This is a genomic window from Microvirga antarctica (assembly GCF_017921815.1).
GTDB lineage: Bacteria > Pseudomonadota > Alphaproteobacteria > Rhizobiales > Beijerinckiaceae > Microvirga > Microvirga antarctica.
Genome location: NZ_JAGEMM010000003.1, coordinates 421,895 through 441,800, shown reverse-complemented (window position 1 = coordinate 441,800; position 19,906 = coordinate 421,895). Strand labels below are relative to the sequence as shown.

Annotated in this window: 19 protein-coding genes; 10 read left to right on the top strand and 9 right to left on the bottom strand. The window is 61.4% G+C overall.

All coding sequences use genetic code 11. The features are described 5' to 3' along the window. The first annotated feature begins 125 nt into the window (after window positions 1-125). From J4G32_RS13160 to J4G32_RS13125, 8 genes are all read left to right on the top strand, one after another. Window positions 126-1,619 (top strand): MFS transporter, encoded by a 1,494-nt coding sequence (locus J4G32_RS13160; protein ID WP_246505029.1) that lies wholly within the window; start codon window positions 126-128, stop codon window positions 1,617-1,619. 39 nt (window positions 1,620-1,658) lie between these two features. Next, window positions 1,659-1,985, top strand: coding sequence for a hypothetical protein (locus J4G32_RS13155; RefSeq protein WP_210494035.1), 327 nt, complete (start codon window positions 1,659-1,661; stop codon window positions 1,983-1,985). 208 nt (window positions 1,986-2,193) lie between these two features. Next, window positions 2,194-3,390 (top strand): ABC transporter substrate-binding protein, encoded by a 1,197-nt coding sequence (locus tag J4G32_RS13150; protein ID WP_210494031.1) that lies wholly within the window; start codon window positions 2,194-2,196, stop codon window positions 3,388-3,390. 127 nt (window positions 3,391-3,517) lie between these two features. Then, window positions 3,518-4,276 carry an ABC transporter ATP-binding protein gene (locus tag J4G32_RS13145; RefSeq protein ID WP_210494392.1) on the top strand — a complete coding sequence of 253 codons (759 nt, stop codon included), beginning with the start codon at window positions 3,518-3,520 and terminating at the stop codon, window positions 4,274-4,276. Beyond that, window positions 4,269-4,976, top strand: coding sequence for an ABC transporter ATP-binding protein (locus J4G32_RS13140; protein ID WP_210494026.1), 708 nt, complete (start codon window positions 4,269-4,271; stop codon window positions 4,974-4,976). The genes J4G32_RS13145 and J4G32_RS13140 overlap by 8 nt, the downstream gene beginning before the upstream one ends. Window positions 4,977-4,983: 7 nt before the next feature. Further along, complete coding sequence (locus J4G32_RS13135) at window positions 4,984-5,871, top strand: branched-chain amino acid ABC transporter permease (RefSeq protein WP_210494023.1); 888 nt, start codon at window positions 4,984-4,986, stop codon at window positions 5,869-5,871. Between the two features lie 4 nt (window positions 5,872-5,875). Further along, window positions 5,876-6,844, top strand: a complete 969-nt coding sequence (locus tag J4G32_RS13130) for a branched-chain amino acid ABC transporter permease (protein ID WP_210494018.1) — start codon at window positions 5,876-5,878, stop codon at window positions 6,842-6,844. Between the two features lie 48 nt (window positions 6,845-6,892). After that, entirely contained in the window at window positions 6,893-8,509 is a 1,617-nt protein-coding gene (locus J4G32_RS13125; protein ID WP_210494012.1) for a GMC family oxidoreductase, read from the top strand. A gap of 65 nt (window positions 8,510-8,574) precedes the next feature. On the opposite strand, the gene J4G32_RS13120 is transcribed toward J4G32_RS13125, so the two are convergent. The 5 genes from J4G32_RS13120 to J4G32_RS13100 are packed head-to-tail and all read right to left on the bottom strand — an operon-like array spanning window position 8,575 to window position 12,677. Beyond that, window positions 8,575-9,279: a fumarylacetoacetate hydrolase family protein gene (locus J4G32_RS13120; RefSeq protein WP_210494006.1), complete on the bottom strand. Its 705-nt coding sequence runs from the start codon at window positions 9,277-9,279 to the stop codon at window positions 8,575-8,577. Then, entirely contained in the window at window positions 9,279-10,031 is a 753-nt protein-coding gene (locus tag J4G32_RS13115) for an ABC transporter permease (RefSeq protein ID WP_210494000.1), read from the bottom strand. The genes J4G32_RS13120 and J4G32_RS13115 overlap by 1 nt, the downstream gene beginning before the upstream one ends. Window positions 10,032-10,041: 10 nt before the next feature. After that, window positions 10,042-10,836, bottom strand: a complete 795-nt coding sequence (locus J4G32_RS13110) for an ABC transporter ATP-binding protein (protein ID WP_210493986.1) — start codon at window positions 10,834-10,836, stop codon at window positions 10,042-10,044. 1 nt (window position 10,837) lies between these two features. After that, the gene (locus J4G32_RS13105; protein ID WP_210493980.1) at window positions 10,838-11,671 is read right to left on the bottom strand and encodes an ABC transporter permease; all 834 of its coding nucleotides are present in this window, start codon (window positions 11,669-11,671) and stop codon (window positions 10,838-10,840) included. Between the two features lie 10 nt (window positions 11,672-11,681). Continuing rightward, window positions 11,682-12,677 carry an ABC transporter substrate-binding protein gene (locus J4G32_RS13100; protein WP_210493974.1) on the bottom strand — a complete coding sequence of 332 codons (996 nt, stop codon included), beginning with the start codon at window positions 12,675-12,677 and terminating at the stop codon, window positions 11,682-11,684. A gap of 179 nt (window positions 12,678-12,856) precedes the next feature. On the opposite strand from J4G32_RS13100, the gene J4G32_RS13095 reads away from it, so the two are divergent. Beyond that, window positions 12,857-13,552: a FadR/GntR family transcriptional regulator gene (locus J4G32_RS13095; RefSeq protein ID WP_210493966.1), complete on the top strand. Its 696-nt coding sequence runs from the start codon at window positions 12,857-12,859 to the stop codon at window positions 13,550-13,552. 37 nt (window positions 13,553-13,589) lie between these two features. On the opposite strand, the gene J4G32_RS13090 is transcribed toward J4G32_RS13095, so the two are convergent. The 3 genes from J4G32_RS13090 to J4G32_RS13080 are packed head-to-tail and all read right to left on the bottom strand — an operon-like array spanning window position 13,590 to window position 18,409. Then, entirely contained in the window at window positions 13,590-15,131 is a 1,542-nt protein-coding gene (locus J4G32_RS13090) for a SpoVR family protein (protein WP_210493961.1), read from the bottom strand. After that, window positions 15,128-16,435 carry a YeaH/YhbH family protein gene (locus J4G32_RS13085; RefSeq protein WP_210493955.1) on the bottom strand — a complete coding sequence of 436 codons (1,308 nt, stop codon included), beginning with the start codon at window positions 16,433-16,435 and terminating at the stop codon, window positions 15,128-15,130. The genes J4G32_RS13090 and J4G32_RS13085 overlap by 4 nt, the downstream gene beginning before the upstream one ends. Before the next feature lie 27 nt (window positions 16,436-16,462). Continuing rightward, window positions 16,463-18,409 carry a PrkA family serine protein kinase gene (locus J4G32_RS13080; protein ID WP_210493950.1) on the bottom strand — a complete coding sequence of 649 codons (1,947 nt, stop codon included), beginning with the start codon at window positions 18,407-18,409 and terminating at the stop codon, window positions 16,463-16,465. A gap of 493 nt (window positions 18,410-18,902) precedes the next feature. On the opposite strand from J4G32_RS13080, the gene J4G32_RS13075 reads away from it, so the two are divergent. Beyond that, the gene (locus J4G32_RS13075) at window positions 18,903-19,349 is read left to right on the top strand and encodes a host attachment protein (RefSeq protein ID WP_246505028.1); all 447 of its coding nucleotides are present in this window, start codon (window positions 18,903-18,905) and stop codon (window positions 19,347-19,349) included. Between the two features lie 8 nt (window positions 19,350-19,357). Here J4G32_RS13075 and J4G32_RS13070 read toward each other — a convergent pair whose 3' ends face one another. Then, window positions 19,358-19,834 (bottom strand): Lrp/AsnC family transcriptional regulator, encoded by a 477-nt coding sequence (locus J4G32_RS13070; protein WP_210493941.1) that lies wholly within the window; start codon window positions 19,832-19,834, stop codon window positions 19,358-19,360. Window positions 19,835-19,906 lie beyond the last annotated feature (72 nt).

Genomic DNA, 19,906 nt, shown 5'->3' with positions numbered 1-19,906 from the left:
TGTGGGTCCCGATCCGTCACTCTTGAGCCCTCACCGTTTCAACCCGCCTGTGCCAGTCGCGATGCGCCTGTCATGGGTTGCGGCGCGACCTCAAACGGCACCAACGCTGAAGGACGACTGTCTCATTGTCTGACGATCCCACGAAAGGCGTTCTCCCCGCTCCCACCCTGAGACGCATTTTTCTAACAGTCCTCCCTTCCATCATGGTGCCGATGTTTCTGGCCGTCATGGACCAGACGATTGTCGCCGCCGCCCTGCCGGCGATTGCCGCCGAGCTTGGAGACCCCGAGAGAGTCTCGTGGATCGTCGTCTCATATCTGATGGCCGCAACCATCGCGGCACCGGTCTATGGGCGTCTGGGTGACAGTTACGGCCGCAGGCGGCTGATGTTCGTTGCGCTCGCCATGTTCATTGTCGCGTCCCTGCTCTGCGCGGTTTCGATCAGCACCGAAATGCTGGTGGCGGGCCGTGTTCTGCAGGGTCTCGGCGGCGGCGGCCTCATGACCCTTTCGCAGGCACTCATCGGCGAAACGATCCCGCCGCGCGAGCGCGGGCGCTTTCAGGGGTATCTCGCCGGCATCGTCGTGTCGGCCAGCACGTTCGGCCCCGTAGCGGGCGGCTTCCTGACCCAATATTACGGCTGGCGATCAATCTTTCTCGTGAGTGCTCCGCTGGGTCTTCTCGCCCTCTTCCTGACCCTGAGGCTGCCGGCACGGGCGGGCTCCGGGCACCCTGGGCGGTTTGATGCAGGGGGGCTTGTCCTCCTCATCGCCTTCATCGCCCCCCTCCTCGTTGCACTCGAGCAGATGCAGAAAGCGGACCCATCGGCTCTGCCCCGAGCCTTGGCCCTGACAGTGCTATCCGTCATCTCCCTGCTTTGTCTCATCTGGCGTGAGAAGCGCGCCGCCGTCCCGCTCCTGCCGATTGCCCTGCTGCGCCAACCCAGTGTTTGGCGCGCCGACGCGCTTGCTGCGTGCCACGGCGCCGCCCTCGTCTCGCTGACCACCTTCATCCCGATCTATCTGCGGGTCGTCCGGGGTGCATCGCCGTCAGAAAGTGGCCTTCTGTTGCTTCCGTTGACGGTCGGGGTCGGCTTGGGATCCATCCTCACGGGGCGCCTTGTCAGCAGGACAGGGTACACGGCGATTTTCCCCTCGCTCGGGCTGCTGGGCGCGACGATGACCATGGTGCTTGTTGCCTATGGCGCCCCATATCTGACGGTCACCCAGCTCGCCCTCGCCCTCTCGGCCTGCGCGCTCTTCATGGGCACCACCATGGGCGTCGTCCAAGTGACCGTCCAGAGCGAGGCGGGGCATGACATGCTGGGGGCTGCTGCCGCGTCCGTGCAACTGTCGCGATCCATCGGAGCGGGACTGGGCGCCGCGATCGTAGGCGCCGTGCTGTTCATGGCGCTGCGATCACAGGGCGCAGCAGTCACCGATTTGTTCGGACATCTGCTGCAGGAGGGCCCGTCGGCGCTGGACATGTTGCCCGCGGCGGAAAGGGGCGCGGTGCTCCTCTCGGTCGCGGACGGGTTTCGCGCGGCATTCCTGACGATTGCAGCCTTTGCCGGGCTTGGGATGGTCTTTGCCTGGACGATCCCCCTGCGTCGGATTTAGAGTTCTGCGTTTGCATGCGGCGGAGACGAGTTCGGGGGTATGACGATGATGAGCGACGAGATCGCGAACCTCGAGCTTGAGATCGATATGCTTGCCGATGCGGCGGAGCGTTGCCGAAAGATCATGGTTGTGGCCAGGCTGGCAACCGGCGGCGGCCTTGCGCTCATGGCCGCGCTCGTTCTTGGCTTGGTCCGGTCCGATGTGCTGATCCTTCTCGCCAGCGTGAGCGCCGTTCTTGCCGGAATTGCCATTTTCGGAACGCACCGGAGCACATTGCAGGAATTGAAAGCCAAGATTGTCGCCGGTGAAGCGCGGCGCATGGCGCTCATCGACGCGATTGATCTGCGCCCCGTCGCGCAGACGTAAGGGTAGCTCTCGGACCGCGTGGAGACCGTCGCCCTAGCGCGGCGAAGGCGTCGGCTTTGGGTCATGCGACTTAAGGATGAACCCTGGCGGGATTGCTGCGCGCGAATGCGCCGTTAGCTTCCTTGACCACGCTCGCAGCCGGTTCCACCATGGCTCGATAAAGACGCTGGCTCTATCCCAGCGCAATAAAACAGAAGGGAAGAAGCTGATGAAAATTCTCAAAACACTTGTATTCGCCCTGAGCTGCACCGTTCTGACGCAAGCCGCATCGGCGCAGCAGGCCTCGGACGGCGTCGTCAAGATCGGCATCCTCAACGATCAGTCTGGCGTCTATGCTGATTTCGGCGGCAAGTGGTCTGTGGAGGCAGCCCGCATGGCCGTCCAGGATTTCGGCGGGAAAGTTCTCGGTGTGCCGATCGAGATCGTCAGCGCCGACCACCAGAACAAGCCCGATGTGGCCTCCAACATCGCCCGGCAATGGTACGATACCGACAAGGTCGACGCCATCATGGAGTTGACGACGTCGTCCGTCGCGCTCGCCGTGCAGGGGCTCTCCAAAGAGAAGAAAAAAATCACGATGGTGACCGGTGCGGCCACATCCGATCTTACCGGCAAACAATGCACGCCCTACGGCTTCCACTGGGCGTACGACACCCATGCGCTCGCCGTTGGCACCGGTGGCGCCCTGGTGGAGAACGGCGGCAACAAGTGGTTCTTTCTGACCGCCGATTATGCGTTCGGATACTCGCTGGAAGGCGAGACCTCCAAGTTCGTCAAGTCAAAGGGCGGCCAAGTGGTGGGTGCGGTTCGCCACCCGCTGAGCGCCAACGATTTCTCGTCATTTCTCCTGCAGGCGCAGGGCTCCGGTGCCAACGTCATCGGCCTTGCCAATGCGGGCCTCGACACCGCCAATGCCATCAAACAGGCGTCGGAATTCGGCATCACGCAGGGCGGCACACGCCTCGCAGCGCTGCTGTTCACGCTGGCCGAGGTGAAGGGCCTGGGCCTCAAGGCGGCACAGGGGCTTACGCTGACCGAAGGGTGGTACTGGGACCAGAATGACGAGAACCGTGCCTTCGCAAAACGCTATCTGGATAAGACCGGCCGGATGCCGAACATGATCCACGTCGGAACCTATTCAACCGTCCTGCAATACCTCAAGGCGGTGCAGAAGGCCGGCACGGACGCTACGGAGCCTGTCGCCAAGCTTCTGCACGAGATGCCGGTCGAAGACGTGTTTGCAAAGAAGGGCAAGGTCCTTCCCAATGGCCGCATGGTTTATGACATGTACCTGTTCCAGGTGAAGAAACCCGACGAAAGCAAGGGCGAGTGGGACATGTACAAGCAGCTCGCGAAAGTTCCGGGCGACGAGGCGTTTTTGTCCATGGCCGACAGCGGCTGCTAGATCACGCCGTAGCACGATCATGCAGGGTGCGTGCGCAGCGCGCCCTGCATTCTCCGAAATTCGCCCTCCGGTGCAGCGAACTGACCCGGACGGGAAACCCGTTCGACAAGAGATTGATGACCGTATGATGGTCGAGACGCAGCCCATACTTTCCGCCAGCGGGCTCACGATGGAATTCCGTGGCTTCGTCGCGGTGAAGGACGTCTCGCTCTCGGTGACCGAGGGATCGGTGCATGCTCTGATCGGCCCCAACGGGGCTGGCAAGACGACCGTGTTCAATCTCCTGACCAAATTTCTGACGCCCACGCGCGGACGCATTGTCTTCCGCGGCGACGACATCAGCCGGCTCAAGCCCGCCGAGGTCGCGCGCCTCGGGCTCGTGCGGTCGTTCCAGATCTCGGCGGTTTTTTCCCACCTTACCGTCCTCGACAATGTGCGCGTGGCGCTGCAGCGGCCGGCGGGTCTTGCAACGCAATTCTGGCGATCATCCGATGTCCTGGCGGCCCTCGATGCGCGCGCCCTTGAGCTGATCGACGCCGTCGGATTGTCCGAGTATGCGGATCTTCCGGCCGTCGAGCTGGCCTATGGACGCAAGCGCGCCTTGGAGATTGCAACGACCCTGGCGCTCGAGCCCACCATGCTGCTGCTCGACGAACCGATGGCAGGGATGGGGCATGAGGATATCGGCCGGATCTCCGAGCTGATCCGCCGCATCGCCAAAGGGCGAACCGTTTTGATGGTCGAGCACAACCTTGGGGTCGTGGCCGATCTCTGCGACCGTGTCACCGTGCTGGCGCGGGGCGAAATTCTGGCAGACGGATCCTATGAGAGCGTGAGTGCCGATCCGCGTGTACGTGAGGCCTATCTGGGAACAGAACATGAGTGAGCCTCCGTTCCTCGAGATTCGTGGCCTGCAGGCCTGGTACGGCGAGAGTCACGTCCTGCACGGGGTCGACATCGCCATGCGCGAGGGCGAGACCATCACACTCCTGGGACGCAACGGCGCCGGCAAGACCACGACCCTGCGGGCCATCATGGGAATCCTGCGCAAGCGTGAAGGCACCATCACCCTGCGCGGCCAGGACCTCATCGGCCTCCCTCTGCATCGCGTGGCCCAGGCAGGCCTCGGCTACGTGCCAGAAGAGCGCGGGATCTTCGCCAGCCTGACCGTGGAGGAAAACCTGATGCTGCCGCCGCGCGTGGCGCCGGATGGCATGACCGTCGAGGACATCTACCGCCTGTTTCCCAACCTCCACGAGCGGCGCTCAAGCCAAGGCACCAAGCTGTCGGGCGGGGAACAGCAAATGCTGGCCATGGCAAGAATCCTGCGCACCGGCGCCAGGATTCTGCTGCTGGACGAACCGACCGAGGGGCTCGCCCCGGTTATCATCCAGCGCATCGGAGACGTGCTGACGACTCTCAAGCAGCGGGGCATGACAATCCTGCTGGTCGAACAGAACTTTCGCTTCGCCCGCAAGGTCGCCGACCGGTTCTACCTCATGGAGGACGGGCGGATCGTCAATTCCTTCGCGGCACGCGACCTCGATTCCCACATGGGCCAGTTGCAAGACGTTCTGGGGGTGTGAGGGCAGCATGAGCACGATCTTCGGCATCTCCGCGCCTGCCCTCTACGGGCAGATCCTCATCGGTCTCATCAACGGATCATTCTACGCGCTTTTGAGTCTCGGCCTCGCCGTCATCTTCGGGTTGCTGCGCGTCATTAATTTCGCCCACGGAGCGCAATACATGCTGGGCGCGTTCGCGGCCTATCTTCTGCTCGCGTATACCGGCATTGGCTATTGGCCCGCGCTGGTCGTTGCGCCCCTGCTCGTGGGTGTGACGGCCGTCGTTGTCGAGCGGACCATGCTGAGACGCCTCTACGGCCTCGACCCGCTCTACGGGTTGCTTCTGACGTTCGGCCTCGCGCTCATTATCGAGGGCGCATTCCGCTACTGGTTCGGAGCGGCAGGCAAGCCCTATTCGCCACCGCCACAGCTCTCCGGTGCTCTCAATCTCGGCTTCATGTTCCTGCCCATCTATCGCGGCTGGGTCGTGATCGCATCACTTGTCATCTGCCTCGGCACCTGGCTGCTCATCGAGAAGACCAGGCTTGGCGCCTACCTGCGGGCAGCGACCGAGAACGCCACGCTGGTGCAGGCTTTCGGGGTCGATGTTCCGCGGCTGCTGACGCTTACCTACGGACTGGGCGCGGCGCTGGCAGGGCTCGCCGGCGTGCTCGCGGCACCGATCTATCAGGTCAGCCCGCTCATGGGCAGCAACCTGATCATCGTCGTCTTCGCCGTGGTGGTGGTGGGCGGCATGGGTTCGATTCTGGGCGCGATCGTGACGGGCTACATGCTCGGCGTGCTCGAGGGCTTGACAAAGGTGATCTACCCGGAGGCGTCCAGTATCGTCATCTTCGTCGTCATGGCGATCGTGCTGCTGGTGAGGCCGGCGGGGTTGTTCGGGCGTGAGGAGTGATGTCATGAATGCCGATGCCGGCCGGCTGTCTCCAGCATCCCGACTCCGACGGTCCACGTTGGCATTTGCCGCGGTCTCGATTGTCGCGCTTCTGGTGGCACCCTTCTTTCTCTACCCTGTCTTCCTCATGAGCGTTCTGTGCTTCGCGCTGTTCGCCTGCGCGTTCAATCTGCTGATCGGCTATGTGGGCCTGTTGTCGTTCGGCCACGCCACTTTCTTCGGCGGCGCTGCCTATATCACGGCCCACGCGGTCAAGGTCTGGGGCTGGGAACCCCTGTCAGGAATTCTGCTCGGCGCCGTCGGCGCCGGTGTGCTGGGCGTCATCGTCGGCGCCCTCGCGATCCGCCGGCAGGGCATCTATTTTGCTATGATCACCTTGGCACTTGGGCAGATGTTCGCCTTCATCTGCCTGCAAGTTCCTTTCACGCATGGTGAGGACGGCATTCAAGGCGTGCCGCGCGGCCATCTGCTCGGCCTCATCGATCTCAGCGGGCCCCTGGCGATGTACTACGTGACGCTCGCGATTTTCCTGATCGGTTTCTTCGCCATCTGGCGGATCGTGCATTCTCCCTTCGGCAACATTCTGAAAGCCATCAGGGAGAACGAACGGCGCGCCATCTCGCTCGGCTATCGTGTCGACCGCTACAAGCTGGGCGCCTTCGTCATGTCGGCCTCGCTTGCGGGCCTTGCCGGCGGCACCAAGGCAATCGTCTTTCAGTTCGCGACCCTCACGGACGTGCAGTGGCAGATGTCGGGCGAGGTCATTCTCATGACGCTCCTTGGCGGCATCGGCACCCTCGTGGGTCCCGTCGTCGGGGCAGGTCTCGTGATTGCGCTGCAGAATTACCTGGCAGCCTCGGATTTCCCCGTGACAGTACTGATCGGCATCATCTTCGTCATCTGCGTTCTGTTGTTCCGGCGCGGCATCGCGGGCGAGGCCATGGCATTCCTGCGTCGACGGGCAGCCGGCTAACGCGATGCGAGGTGCTTCGGTCCCACGCCTGCGATTGCCGAGGACCCAATGACGGAAATTGTGACGACCGACTACGTGATCGTCGGCGCTGGCTCTGCCGGTTGCGTCCTTGCAAACAGGCTCTCCGCCAATGAGAGCCATTCGGTGTGCCTTCTCGAGGCCGGCGGCAAGGACAACTGGATCTGGTTTCACATCCCCGTCGGATATCTTTTCGCCATCGGAAACCCGCGCGCCGACTGGATGTATCAGACTGAGGCGGAGCCCGGCCTGAACAACCGCGTGCTCAACTATCCGCGCGGAAAGGTCCTCGGCGGATCATCTGCCATCAATGCCATGATCTACATGCGGGGCCAGCGCGAGGATTACGACGGTTGGCGCCAGATCGGACTGGACGGCTGGGGCTGGGACGATGTTCGGCCGATCTTCCGCCAGCACGTCGATCATTATCTCGGCGAGGGTGAGCATCACGGCGCAGGCGGTGAATGGCGCGTCGAGGCCCCCCGCATGCGGTGGGACATTCTTGATGCGTTCCGCGATGCGGCCGTCGAGGCGGGGCTTCCCCGAACTGACGATTTCAATACCGGGAGCAATGAAGGCGTGGCGTATTTCCACGTCAACCAGAAGAGCGGGCGTCGCTGGTCATCCGCGCGCGGCTTTTTGAAACCGGCCTTGTCGCGCCCCAACCTGAAGGTTGAGACCCATGCCCATGCCACCCGTATTCTCATGGATGGGAAGCGCGCCATCGGTGTCGAAGTGCGGCAGAACGGTGCGATACGGCGTATCATGGCGAGGCGGGAAGTGATCCTCTCGGCCGGCGCAGTCGCGTCCCCGCAACTCCTGCAGCTCTCAGGCCTCGGTGATGGCGCGCAGCTCCGCGAGCACGGAATCGATGTGGCACACCACCTGCCTGGGATCGGCCAGAACCTCCAGGATCATTTGCAGCTTCGGCCGATCTATAGTGTCTCCGGTGTGCGCACCCTGAACGAGGAGTTTCGCTCGCTACCGCGGAAGGCCCATATGGCGCTCGAATACCTGCTGTTCCGACGAGGGCCGCTGACCATGGCGCCCTCGCAACTTGGGGCCTTTGCACGGTCGTCGCCGCGCTATGCGACGCCCAATCTGCAATTTCATATTCAACCGTTGTCACTCGACAAGTTCGGTGAGGATCCGCACACGTTTCCGGCCTTTACGGCGAGCGTGTGCAATTTGCGGCCGACGAGCCGCGGAAGCGTCAGCCTGCGCAGTCTCGATCCTGCCATCCCGCCGTCGATCCGGCTGAACGCCTTGACGACGTCCGAGGATCAGGCGGTAGCCGTCGAGTCCCTGCGGCTTGTGCGACGGATCGTCGCCATGCCGTCGTTGCAGAAATATGACCCGACGGAGTACAAGCCGGGGGCCGCGCTGGAAACCGACGCGGAGCTTCTCGAAGGTGCGCGCGCGATTGGCACCACCATCTTCCACCCCGTGGGCACGGCCAAAATGGGACTTGCCAGCGACCCGATGGCAGTGACCGATGCGCGGCTGCGGGTGCACGGCGTGTCAGGGCTGCGCGTGGTGGACGCGTCTATCATGCCCGCGATCACCAGTGGGAACACCAATTCGCCGACACTGATGATCGCCGAAAAGGGCGCTGCGATGATCCTGGAGGACCAGCGCAGCGTCTGACCTTCCGGTCGCAGACCGGGTTACGGCAAGCTCCTTGGCTCACCGCAACCGTGGCCGTCTGCGCGTTAGACGACGCGGACCTCGATGGCGCCGACGCCTTCGACCAGACCCTCGAGAACATCGCCCTTGACGACAGCGCCGACGCCTGCCGGCGTACCGGACATGATGATGTCACCCGGCTGCAGGGTGAACAGCTTCGACAGATACGAGATCATCTCGGGCACTTTCCAGATCATCTGGTTCAGGTCGCCCTCCTGCCTCAGGGTCCCATTGACCTTGAGGGATACGCCGCCTGCCGCCGGATGGCCGATCTCGCTGGCTGGGACTAGCGCCGTGCAGGGAGCTGAGGCCTCGAAGGCCTTGCCGACTTCCCACGGGCGACCGAGCTTCTTGGCCTCTCCCTGTAGATCGCGGCGGGTCATGTCGAGGCCGACGCCGTATCCGAAAACATGGTCAAGTGCTGACTCGACCGGAATGTCGACGCCCCCCTTGGCAAGCGCGACAACCATCTCGATTTCGAAATGCACGTCCGAGGTCATGCTGGGATAAGGGAATTTTCCATCGGTGACGACGTTGTCCGGGTTCTTCTGAAAAAAGAACGGAGGCTCCTTGGACGGATCGTGACCCATCTCGATCGCGTGTTCGGCATAGTTGCGCCCGACGCAATAGATGCGGTGGATGGGAAACAGCTTCTCGCTTCCCTTCACCGGCAAAGATGGGACCGGCAACGGCTCAACGACGTAGCCAGCTGTAGAGATCGGCGCATTCATCATCTTACTCCTGCGTAGTAATCAACTTTTTTCTCGACGTGTTCGATGGCCGCCGACATCAGCATCGCCGCGGCGAAGAGGATGATGGTCAGCGCCCAGAAGTTCTCCATGTCGAAGCTGCGCGAATAGAGTTCGAACAGTTCGCCATATCCGATGATGGACACCAGAAGCTGTCCGATCACCACACCCTTTACGCCGCGGACGAGTCCCAGCCGTATCCCCGCGAGGATTTCCGGAAGGGCCGCGAGGAGAACGATCTTTCCGTAAAGGGCGAACGGTGAGGCGCCGTAGCTGCGCCCCATTTCGATCAGCGAATTCGGCACATGCTGGATTCCGGCGCGCGTGTCCAGCACGATGATCCAGACGGCGAACAGAAACACCGTCACGATCACTGTGGTTTCGCCAATCCCGAACAGGATCATCAGCACGGGCACGAGGGCGGAAAGCGGCGCGCTGACGAAGATATTGACCCAGATGCCGAATAAGTCGTCCACCGCCTTGAAGCGTCCCATGAGAACGCCAAGGGCGATGCCGACAAGGATGGCGAGCGCCATGCCGACGGAGAAGCTGTGGAGGGTTACCAGCGCAGCACTCTGCCAGGTTGCGGTCTGGACCATCGCGAAAGCTGCGACCAGCACGCTGGAGAGCGGCGGGATCAGGAAGAGCGCGCCAGATCGTCCGACAACTTCCCAGATCACGCACCACACGATGAGAGACGCCATCATCGGCACCCGATAGCCGAAAAGAATCATGACCGCATCCTCAATCCACGTAGTGTTTCAGGCCCTGCCAGATCTCCTCGACGGTGTCGAGATATCCCTGATCGCGGCGGATGGCGTCGGGCGATGCGGTGCGGTCGATCCTCGGCTCGATGATCTGCGAGACCCGTCCCGGCCGACGCGACAGAAGCACGATGCGATCTGACACATAGACCGCCTCCTCAATGCTGTGCGTCACGAAAATGAAGGTCTTGCGTTCCTTGTCCACGAGGCGAAGCAGATCCTCTTGAAATTTGCGTCGGTTCTGCTCGTCGACGGCCGAAAATGGTTCGTCGAGCAGCAGAACCTCGGCGTTGACCGCGAACGCGCGGGCAAGTCCGACCCGCTGGCGCATCCCGCCCGACAATTCGTGCGGGTACTTGTCCTCGAATCCCGTGAGACCCACCTCGGCAATGTAATTGCGGGCAATGGACTGCCGTTCCGCCTTGCCCATTCCCTGCAATTCGAGCCCGAACGCCACGTTGCGCATGACGGTTGCCCACGGCATGAGCGCGAAATCCTGAAACACGAAGGCCCGCTCCGGACCGGGGCCGGTGACCGGCTTGCCGTTCACCCGCACTTCGCCGGACGATGCGGCGATGAGGCCGGCAATGATCTTCAGCAGCGTCGTCTTTCCACACCCCGACGGGCCCAGCAGCGTGGTGAGTTTCCCCCTTGGGAAATCGAGGTCAATCAGGCGCAGCGCCTCCACCTCGCTGTAGCGCTTGCAGATGCCCCGCACTGCGACGACCGTCTCGGATGCGGGGATTGCGGCTTCGGCGACGGCAAGATGTGCCATGTCAGCCTCTCCTCTTTTCAGGGCGCAGCAATCGGGTCTCGAAGGACTCGAGCGCGGCGAGCGTCAGCGTGGACACGAGAATGATGGACACCACGGCGGCATACATCTCAGCGTAGTTGGCGACCGACCGATGGTAGGTAATCAAATCGCCGATCCCAGTCGGGGTGATAAGAAGCTCGGCCAGGATGACGCCGATGAAGCCGGCCGCAAGCCCAAGCCGGAGGCCGGCGAAAATGACCGGGCTGGCGTCAGGAACAATGATCTTGGCGATTTGCTGAAGCTTGGTGCCCTGGAACGACCGACACATCGCGACGAGGGACGGATTGGCGTTGCGAACGGCCTTATAGCCGTTCAGCACGATGACGGGCAGCGCCAGCATGATCACCGCCAGGGTCTTGGCCAAAAGCCCGATGCCGTACACGAAGGTGATGAGCGGGATGAGGGCCGCCATGGGCGCCGCCTGCAGGACGACGAAGAGTGGGGCGGCGAGCCATTCCGCCATCCGCGACAGGCCCATCACGATCCCGAGGACGACGCCGACGACGCCCGAGATCGCAATACCGATGACGAGCGGCTGAAGCGTCGACCCATAGGCCACGAAAAGACTGCCATCCGCCATCATGGAGACCAGCGCAACAAGGGTGGCCGAGAAGGTCGGGAAAGCGTAGCTGATGGGCACCCGCCCGGCGATTTCCCAAGCCAGAAAGAAGAGCACCAGCGAAGACAATCGCCACACGACAGGATGTCTCGACGCCAGTCGGCCGAGGCTTGCGCCCAGGCCTTCTGGCGGATGGACGGCCGGTGCTGGGCCACCCACGCGCGAAGGAGCGATCATGCTGCCAACCTCACTTGGTGCCGAGCTTTGCCAGGGCGCGATCAAGCGAACGGGTATCCCAGAAATCTGCGACCTTCAGGTTTGCTGGTTCGCCGGTCAGTTGCCCCGACAAGGTGTAGAACGCAAAGTCGTCTTTGGCGGCAACCGCTCCGCCACCATTGAGCGGGAACGCATTGCCCTGTGCGAGTTCCTGGAAGTACGGCAGGATTTCCGCGACCTGGCCGGCGGGCAGATCGGGCATAAGCTTGTACTTCGCGCGCCATTCCGTGACGACGCCCGGATTGGCCGTTACATCGCGCCACGTCTGCACGATCGCCTCGACGATCTTGTCCACATCGGCCGCGTTCTTGTCGAGGAATGCCTGGTTGGCGAACAGCGCCTCGTCGGTTGCATTGACGCCATCGAGAGGGAGGATGACGAATTTTCCAGGCGCCTGAGTCTCAAGCAGACGTCTGCCGGATGAATCCACGATTGTGGCTTTCACGTTGCCTTGCAGAAGCGCGCCCGTCCTGACCTCCGAGCCCGGGATGTAGCTGATCTTCGAGAATTTGATGCCTTGGCGATCTTCCATCAGCTTCATGATGGCCTCGGTGCCGGAACCGCGCGAGTGGACCGCGATCTCCTGACCATTGAGGTCCTTCCAGGTTTTGTAGAATTGCCCATTGACCGCCGGGTAGAAGCGCAAGGTGGACAGTTGCAGGAACATCCGGATCGGAGCCTTGACCTTCTGCATCAGCGCATAGGGGCCGCCAACGCCGATATCGGCTTGCCCGCCGACGACGGCTTGCGCCGCGATGTCCTCGGATTTGAGATAGGTCACTTCGATATCGACGCCCTGCTCCTTGGCGCGCTCGAAGGCAGCCAAAAGGTGGAGCGATTCGACGCTTGCGATGTCACCGAAGGCGACGCGCACCTTGCCGGCGTCGGCCGCGCTGGACATAAGAAGTCCCGCTCCTAGAGCCAGTGCCATAAAGCCTGCCTTTACACCCGAAACTGACTTGCACATTTCCATCTCCCGAGGTTCCCGGCGGTTGTTCCACCCTGTTGATACCGGTCGCGCTTTAGCCGACCAATCTTATAATGGTTACAATTGGGAGAATGAAGATGTCAAGAACAAGCCTCTTGACGGCAACCGCACGGTGTTTCATACACCAACCAATCTATCATTGGTTTGATTGTGTTATCATGGCTGACGGGTTAGCGATCGAGCGGGGGGTGATCACCCAGTTGCGGGCCTACCTTGCGCAAGCGGACTTGCCAGACGATGGCCGGCTGCCTCCGGAGCGCGATCTCTCCGAGGCCCTCGGCGTCTCTCGGACTGAGTTGCGCAAGGCGCTGACGACTCTCGAATCCGAGGGTCAATTGTGGCGCCATGTGGGAAAGGGCACCTTCATCGGCAGCCGGCCCATCGATACGTTTGCGGATATCGCGGCGCTCGCCAAGCGCACCAATCCCGCCGAGGTCATGCGGACTCGTCTGATCATCGAGCCCGAAGTCGCCCGAGCGGCGGCTCTTACAGCCACGCCTCTGCATCTCTCGGAAATGACGACATGCATCGCGCGGATGCGGGAGGCTGGGACCTGGCGCCAATATGAGAGCTGGGACAATCGTCTGCACCGGACCATCGCGGAGGCGACGCAGAACAACCTGCTGCTGGGCCTCTTCGACAGCCTGAATGCAGTTCGCCGCGCCGTCACCTGGGGCCGATTGCGCACCACGCCTGTGAAGCCGAGACCGGATCACCACAGCTTTGCGGAACACGACATGATCGTGGCGTCCATTGCCAACCGTGACATGGGGGGAGCGGCTGCCGCCATGCGCCAACATCTGCAGAGCGTCGAGCGGAAACTCCTCGACCGGCAGTCCGACAACGTCCCCTGAATCAGCAGATTGCGGGATGAGGTTGCGGAGACAACCTCTAGGAGAACGGCGCTCTGGCGCGCGCGGAGTGCTCGCGCAAGATTGCCCCAGTGGGATCGATCTCCTTTAGCACCACACCGTAGCCCCAGAGATCGGCGAGATGCTGCAAGACCTGATCGACATCGTCCTTCTGCAGCAAGACGCCATGGAGTACATTGTGATGGAGCTCGAGGCGCCGGTCACCGGCGAGATCCACGTCGACCACCTGAATGTCCGGATCGAGCCAGGCCATATCATGATGCCGCGCAAGCGACTGGCGCACGCGCCGATAGCCTTGGTCATTGTGAATGGCTCCGACGCGCAACGTCTTCTCTTCGGGATCATCGACGAGGTGGAACATGCGCCACTCGCGCATCAGGCGGGGGCTCAGGAACTGCAGGATGAAACTCTCGTCACGGTAGTTGGCCCAGACATCTCTTAGAACAGCAAGGGAATCCCCGTAGCCGGCAATATCCGGAAACCAGATGCGATCTTCGTCTGTCGGATGGCGACAGACGCGCTCGATGTCGCGCATCATCGCAAAGCCCAGTGCGTAGGGGTTGATGTTGCCATAGTGGGGATCATCGAATTCCGGCTGGCGCACTACGTTGGTGTGCGACTGGAGAAACTCGAGAAACGATCCGTCAGAAATCCGACCGTTGTTGTGAAGGCTTGTCATGATTGCATAGTGACAATAGGTGGCGCACCCCTCGTTCATCACCTTGGTCTGGCGCTGCGGGTAGAAGTACTGCCCGATATGCCGAACCAATCGCAGGATCTCGCGCTGCCAGGGCTTGAGTCGGGGCGCTGTCTTCTCGAGGAAATAGAGAAGGTTCTCTTGAGGAAGCTCAAGCAGCGACCGCAAGCGGTCGGCATCTGGCTTCTGGCTCTGTCCACGCCTCTTTCCCGGTATCGTCTTCCACAGATCGTTGTACGTCTGCTCCTGATGCAGATGACGTTCGCGCTCCCGCCGCTCCTCGGAGCGAAGGTCGGGTCGCTTCTTGCGCGGATAGCGGTGAACGCCATGAGACATCAGGGCATGGGCCGCATCCAGAAGGCGCTCCACCGCGGCTTGGCCGTAGCGCTCCTCGCACCGTGCGACATAGGCCTTGGCGAATGCAAGATAATCGAGGATTCCGTCGGCATCCGTCCATTGACGAAAAAGGTGATTGTTCTTGAAGAAGTGATTATGGCCAAAGGCTGCGTGCGCGATGACCAGCGTCTGCATCGTGGCAGTGTTTCCCTCCATGATGTAGGAGACGCACGGGTTCGAGTTGATCACGATCTCATAGGCGAGGCCCATAAAGCCCTTGCGGTAGACCGCATCATGAGCCGCGAAATGCTTGCCGAACGACCAGTGCCGATACAGGAGCGGCATGCCGGTCGACGCGTAGGCGTCGAGCATCTGTTCGGCCGTGATCACCTCGATCTGGTTTGGGTAGACGTCGAGCTTGAGTTCCGACAGCGCGACATCTTCGACAGCATCGTAAATCCGCTGGATGGTTCCGAAATCCCAGTCAGAGCCCTCAAACAACAAGCCACTGTCAGTTTTTCGTCTCATAGCGCACTCTGCGCAATCGGCGGTCCGCGACGCCGGAAGAGGTCGCGAAAGACCGGATAAATCTCGCTGCGATGATTGACCTTTCGCATGGCAATGTCGCTCCCGGCCTGCGCCAGCGCCTCATATGTTTGCCACAGGGTCGTCGCGTGGGGGGCAAATCCGATTCGCGGCCCTTCATCGTCCGCACCCACTTCGAGATAGGCAAAATGCTGACAGACCGGCAGGATGGAATCTCGCAGGAGCGCTGTGCAGGCGCCCCGATCTGACGCCGAATTGTCGCCATCGGAGGCTTGCGCCGCATAGATATTCCAGTTCGAAGGCGAATAGCGCTCCCCGACAATTCGCTTCATTTCAAGGAGTGCAGAGGACACCAGCGTTCCGCCGGTCTCGGGGCTGTTGAAGAACGTCTCCTCGTCCACCTCTTTGGCCTCATGCGTATGGCGCACGAACACAATGTCGACCCGGCGGTAGCGATGCTTCAGAAACACGTAAAGCAGCATGTAGAAACGCTTTGCCAGATCCTTCATGTGCTCCGTCATGGAACCGGACACGTCCATGAGGCAGAACATGACAGCCTGGGTCACAGGCCGCGGAACAGGTTCGAATCTGCGATAGCGCAGGTCGATCGGATCGATGTACGGAATCCGCCGGGTGCGCCGGTTTAACCGCTCCAACCTTTCGCGAAGTTCCGCGATCTCTGGCGCGGTTTCAGGAAGCCCGGCAGCCAGGCCGGCAATCTCGTCCTCCAACCGATTGAGCTCCGCAGCGCTTGGTCTCTTCATGGCCACGCGGCGCGCCAGGGAATTGCGGATGGTGCGCGTGAGAGCCAAATTGGCGGGCGAGCCGGTGACCGCATAGCCCGCGCGCCGCATGCCGAAGGATTCGTCTGAAAGGACACGGCGCTTTGCCAGATTCGGCAAGTCGAGGTCGTCGAGAAAAAGCTCCAGAAATTCATCCCGCGTCAGAACGAACCGGAAGTCATCCTCACCCTCTCCCTCGCCCGCCTCGGAACCTCTGCCCGCCCCCGGGGGCGGCCGCTCCAGGGTATCTCCCTCAAGGAACTTCTTGTTTCCGGGAAGAACGTAGTCTCGAAATCCCCCGGCACTCGCACGGCGCAGGCGCGGCTCTCCAATCCCGTTCCGGGGAATTGCGACCTCGGCCGCACTGTCGATGTCGGTGATGCCGCGCGCGGCCGCCTTGTCGGCCACCGCACGCTGGACGAGAGCCTTGGCGCGGCGCAGGAAGCGCTGGCGGTTGGGGAGGCTTTTCCCCCCAGCGTTGAGGCGTCGGTCAATGATGTACATGACGCGCTACTCCCGACCGACCGATGGTCAATCCGCCTGCTTCACACGCATGTACCACTCGACCAATCGACGGACCTGACGCTCCGTGTAACCACGGGCAAGCATCCTTTCCACGAACTCTCCGTGCTTCTTTTCCGTCTCCGTGTCCTTCTTCGAGCCAAAACTGATGACCGGCAGCAATTCCTCGACCTGCGAGAACATGCGCCGCTCGATCACCTCCCGAAGTTTCTCGTAGCTCGTCCAGGACGGGTTGCGACCGGCATGGGCCGCCCGTGACCGCAGGGCGAATTTCACCACCTCGTTCCGGAAGTCCTTCGGATTGGCGATGCCGGCCGCCTTTTCGGTCTTGCTCAGTTCCTGATTCAGGAGTTCCCGGTTCAGCAATTGGCCGGTGTCGGAATCTTTGAAGTCCTGGTCTTCGATCCACGCATCGGCGTAGTCGACGTAGCGGTCGAACAGGTTCTGGCCGTAGTCGTGATAGGATTCGAGATATGCCTTCTGGATCTCATGACCGATGAACTCGGCATAACGCGGCGCGAGATCGGCCTTGATGAATTCGAGGTAGCGCTTCTCCACCTCAGGCGGAAGCTGCTCGCGGCGCAGGGCCTGCTGCAGCATGTACATCAAATGCACCGGATCGGCCGACACTTCGACAGTGTCGTGGTTGAAAGTCGCGGCCAGAACCTTGAAGGCGAAACGGGTCGAGATGCCCTCCATCCCCTCATCGACGCCGGCCACATCCTTGTATTCCTGCAAGCTTCGCGCGCGCGGATCGACCTCCCGAATGCTCTCGCCATCGTAGACGCGCATCTTAGAGAACAGGTTGGAGTTCTCATGCTCCCGAAGGCGCGACAAGACCGAGAATTGCGCCAGCATCTCGAGCGTTCCGGGCGCACAGGGGGCAGCTGCCAATTCCGACGTCCGGATCAGTTTCTGGTAGATCTTTTCTTCCTCCGTCGACCGCAGGCAGTAGGGCACCTTGATCACGTAAATGCGGTCGATGAACGCCTCGTTGTTCTTGTTGGCCCGGAAGCTCTGCCACTCCGCCTCGTTGGAATGGGCCATGACGACTCCCGAAAAGGGAATGGCGCCGATGTTTTCGGTGCCCACGTAATTGCCCTCCTGCGTGGCCGTCAGCAGGGGGTGCAGCATCTTGATGGGGGCCTTGAACATCTCGACGAATTCGAGGATGCCCTGGTTGGCTCGATTGAGGCCGCCTGAATAGCTGTACGCATCCGGGTCGGACTGGGACAATGTCTCGAGTTTGCGAATGTCGACCTTGCCGACAAGCGAAGAGATATCCTGGTTATTCTCATCGCCCGGTTCCGTTTTCGTCACCGCGATCTGGCGCAGCCGCGAAGGGTTGATGCGCACGACGCGGAAGCGGGAAATATCGCCTTCGAATTCATCGAGCCGCTTCAGACACCAGGGGCTCATGACAGTCGTCAGGCGGCGGCGCGGGATGCCGTAGCGCTCTTCGAGGAGCGGGCCCATCTTGTCGGGATCGAACAACCCGAGGGGGCTTTCGAAAACCGGGCTCAATTCATCCCCAGCCTTGAGAACAAAAATCGGCTGCAATTCCACAAGGGCCTTGAGGCGTTCGGCAAGTGATGACTTGCCACCCCCAACCGGGCCGAGCAGGTAGAGAATCTGCTTGCGCTCCTCCAGTCCTTGCGCAGCGTGGCGGAAGAAGCTCACGATCCGCTCGATCGTCTCCTCCATTCCGTAGAACTCTGCGAAGGCGGGATAGGCGCGGATGGTCCGGTTCATGAAAATCCGGCCGAGGCGTGCGTCCCGGGACGTGTCCACGAGTTCGGCCTCACCGATAGCAGCGAGAATTCGTTCCGGCGTACTGGCATACATCATTGGGTCGTCGCGGCAGCCGTCGAGGTATTCTGAAAGAGACATCTCGCTGTCGCGGCGTGTCTCGTACGATCGCGCATAACTCGCAAAGAGATCACTATGAGGAAGCATTGCCACCTACCGAATCTGCATCTGGCTCCATGATAACTGAGTTTCACCGCTGAGGTTGCTCAAAGTTGGGCAGCACGCGCGGCATTCACGAAGTTCTGACTAGGCCGACGGGGAGTTTTTTCCCTGTGATCGCGTGCGCAAGGAGCGCGAAATTGGGCAAAACGGGGCCTCGACTGCCCGTGACTTCACCATTCCAGGAAAAATTGCAGCGAATTCGAGCAACCTCGACGGGTCGCGCGGCTGTGGAGAATCGCCCGCAAACGGCTGCGATTCTGCGACTATCTGCCTCGCTGACGGGGTGCTCGTGCTGCCGGGTCGGGCGCAATTGCCGGCAAAAACTCTCCCTGTCGGCAAGGAGCCGATGTAGGATGGGGAGAGGCGGTCTCTCCGGAGCGTGACGGAGCCTTCAAGGCCGGCCTCAGAAGATCGGGTTGGTGGGCTGTCGGAACACGCGTCAGCCAGAACCGGCCGCGTGACAGGTGGGATCGGACATATGCCCAACGTCAAGATTCGCGGAATTGTCGTCGTCGGCGACGGTCGAAAGACTCTCTTGTTGAATTATCATGGGACGCGCCTGCAACCTCACCTGGAGGTGAGGCAGGTCATTCAGGCGCCCGACAATCCGCCGACATCGGAGCAGGGGACGGACCGGCCTGGCCGATCATTCCAAAGCGCCGGGGTCATGCGCAGCGCGGTTTCGCAAACCGATTGGCACGACATGGCAGAGCGCAAGTTCGCCAAGCAGGTTGTGGGAGTTCTCCAATCCCTCCACCAGACAGAGGAAATCAAGGAATTGATCCTTGTGGCACCTCCGCGAACTCTAGCCTGCCTGCGTCAGGAAATCCCAGATTCCATGAAGAAGCTGATCGTCGCAGAAATCGACAAGGACCTCACCAAGCTCCCGCTCAACGAGATTGCGACGCATCTCGCGGCGAAGTGATTGCGGCGTCAGGCTGTGAGTGCCGGGGCGGCGCCCGGCAAGGCGTAAGCGGTCGTGGACTTCACCCGCTGCATGGCGAAACGCGACGTCACGTTCTTCAGCGGGATCGTTTCGATGAGGCGTTTGTAGAACAGGTCATAGGCGGCCATGTCGGCCACGACCACGCGGAGCATGTAATCGACGTCGCCGGCCATGCGGTAGAATTCCATGACCTCCGGCATCGCCGACACGAATTCGGCAAAGCGCTGCAACCAGTGGCCGGAATGGTCGGCTGTCTCGATCGACACGAACACAGTCAATCCGAGGCCGATTTTCTCCGGGTTCACCAGCGCAACCCGTTTCTCAATCACTCCTTGCGCCTCGAGCCGCTGGATACGCTTCCAGCAGGGCGTTTGCGAAAGGCCGACCCTTTGGGCAAGTTCGGCGATCGAAATCGCGGTGTCGGCCTGGAGAATGGTCAGGATCTTGATGTCGACAGCGTCCATGTCCTGCTTTCAGTCGCGTAAGGAGAATTTATCTCCAAAACATGCCAAATATTGGGGAAAATAATTCTTATT

Bases quoted from the DNA above. Each gene is read 5' to 3' on its own strand.
- J4G32_RS13115 (WP_210494000.1), bottom strand. From the start codon at position 10,031: ATGATTCTTTTCGGCTATCGGGTGCCGATGATGGCGTCTCTCATCGTG.
- J4G32_RS13110 (WP_210493986.1), bottom strand. From the start codon at position 10,836: ATGGCACATCTTGCCGTCGCCGAAGCCGCAATCCCCGCATCCGAGACG.
- J4G32_RS13095 (WP_210493966.1), top strand. From the start codon at position 12,857: ATGGCTGACGGGTTAGCGATCGAGCGGGGGGTGATCACCCAGTTGCGG.
- J4G32_RS13075 (WP_246505028.1), top strand. From the start codon at position 18,903: ATGCCCAACGTCAAGATTCGCGGAATTGTCGTCGTCGGCGACGGTCGA.
- J4G32_RS13120 (WP_210494006.1), bottom strand. From the start codon at position 9,279: ATGAATGCGCCGATCTCTACAGCTGGCTACGTCGTTGAGCCGTTGCCG.
- J4G32_RS13100 (WP_210493974.1), bottom strand. From the start codon at position 12,677: ATGTGCAAGTCAGTTTCGGGTGTAAAGGCAGGCTTTATGGCACTGGCT.
- J4G32_RS13155 (WP_210494035.1), top strand. From the start codon at position 1,659: ATGACGATGATGAGCGACGAGATCGCGAACCTCGAGCTTGAGATCGAT.
- J4G32_RS13135 (WP_210494023.1), top strand. From the start codon at position 4,984: ATGAGCACGATCTTCGGCATCTCCGCGCCTGCCCTCTACGGGCAGATC.
- J4G32_RS13090 (WP_210493961.1), bottom strand. From the start codon at position 15,131: ATGAGACGAAAAACTGACAGTGGCTTGTTGTTTGAGGGCTCTGACTGG.
- J4G32_RS13145 (WP_210494392.1), top strand. From the start codon at position 3,518: ATGGTCGAGACGCAGCCCATACTTTCCGCCAGCGGGCTCACGATGGAA.
- J4G32_RS13140 (WP_210494026.1), top strand. From the start codon at position 4,269: ATGAGTGAGCCTCCGTTCCTCGAGATTCGTGGCCTGCAGGCCTGGTAC.
- J4G32_RS13070 (WP_210493941.1), bottom strand. From the start codon at position 19,834: ATGGACGCTGTCGACATCAAGATCCTGACCATTCTCCAGGCCGACACC.
- J4G32_RS13105 (WP_210493980.1), bottom strand. From the start codon at position 11,671: ATGATCGCTCCTTCGCGCGTGGGTGGCCCAGCACCGGCCGTCCATCCG.
- J4G32_RS13150 (WP_210494031.1), top strand. From the start codon at position 2,194: ATGAAAATTCTCAAAACACTTGTATTCGCCCTGAGCTGCACCGTTCTG.
- J4G32_RS13130 (WP_210494018.1), top strand. From the start codon at position 5,876: ATGAATGCCGATGCCGGCCGGCTGTCTCCAGCATCCCGACTCCGACGG.
- J4G32_RS13080 (WP_210493950.1), bottom strand. From the start codon at position 18,409: ATGCTTCCTCATAGTGATCTCTTTGCGAGTTATGCGCGATCGTACGAG.
- J4G32_RS13125 (WP_210494012.1), top strand. From the start codon at position 6,893: ATGACGGAAATTGTGACGACCGACTACGTGATCGTCGGCGCTGGCTCT.
- J4G32_RS13085 (WP_210493955.1), bottom strand. From the start codon at position 16,435: ATGTACATCATTGACCGACGCCTCAACGCTGGGGGGAAAAGCCTCCCC.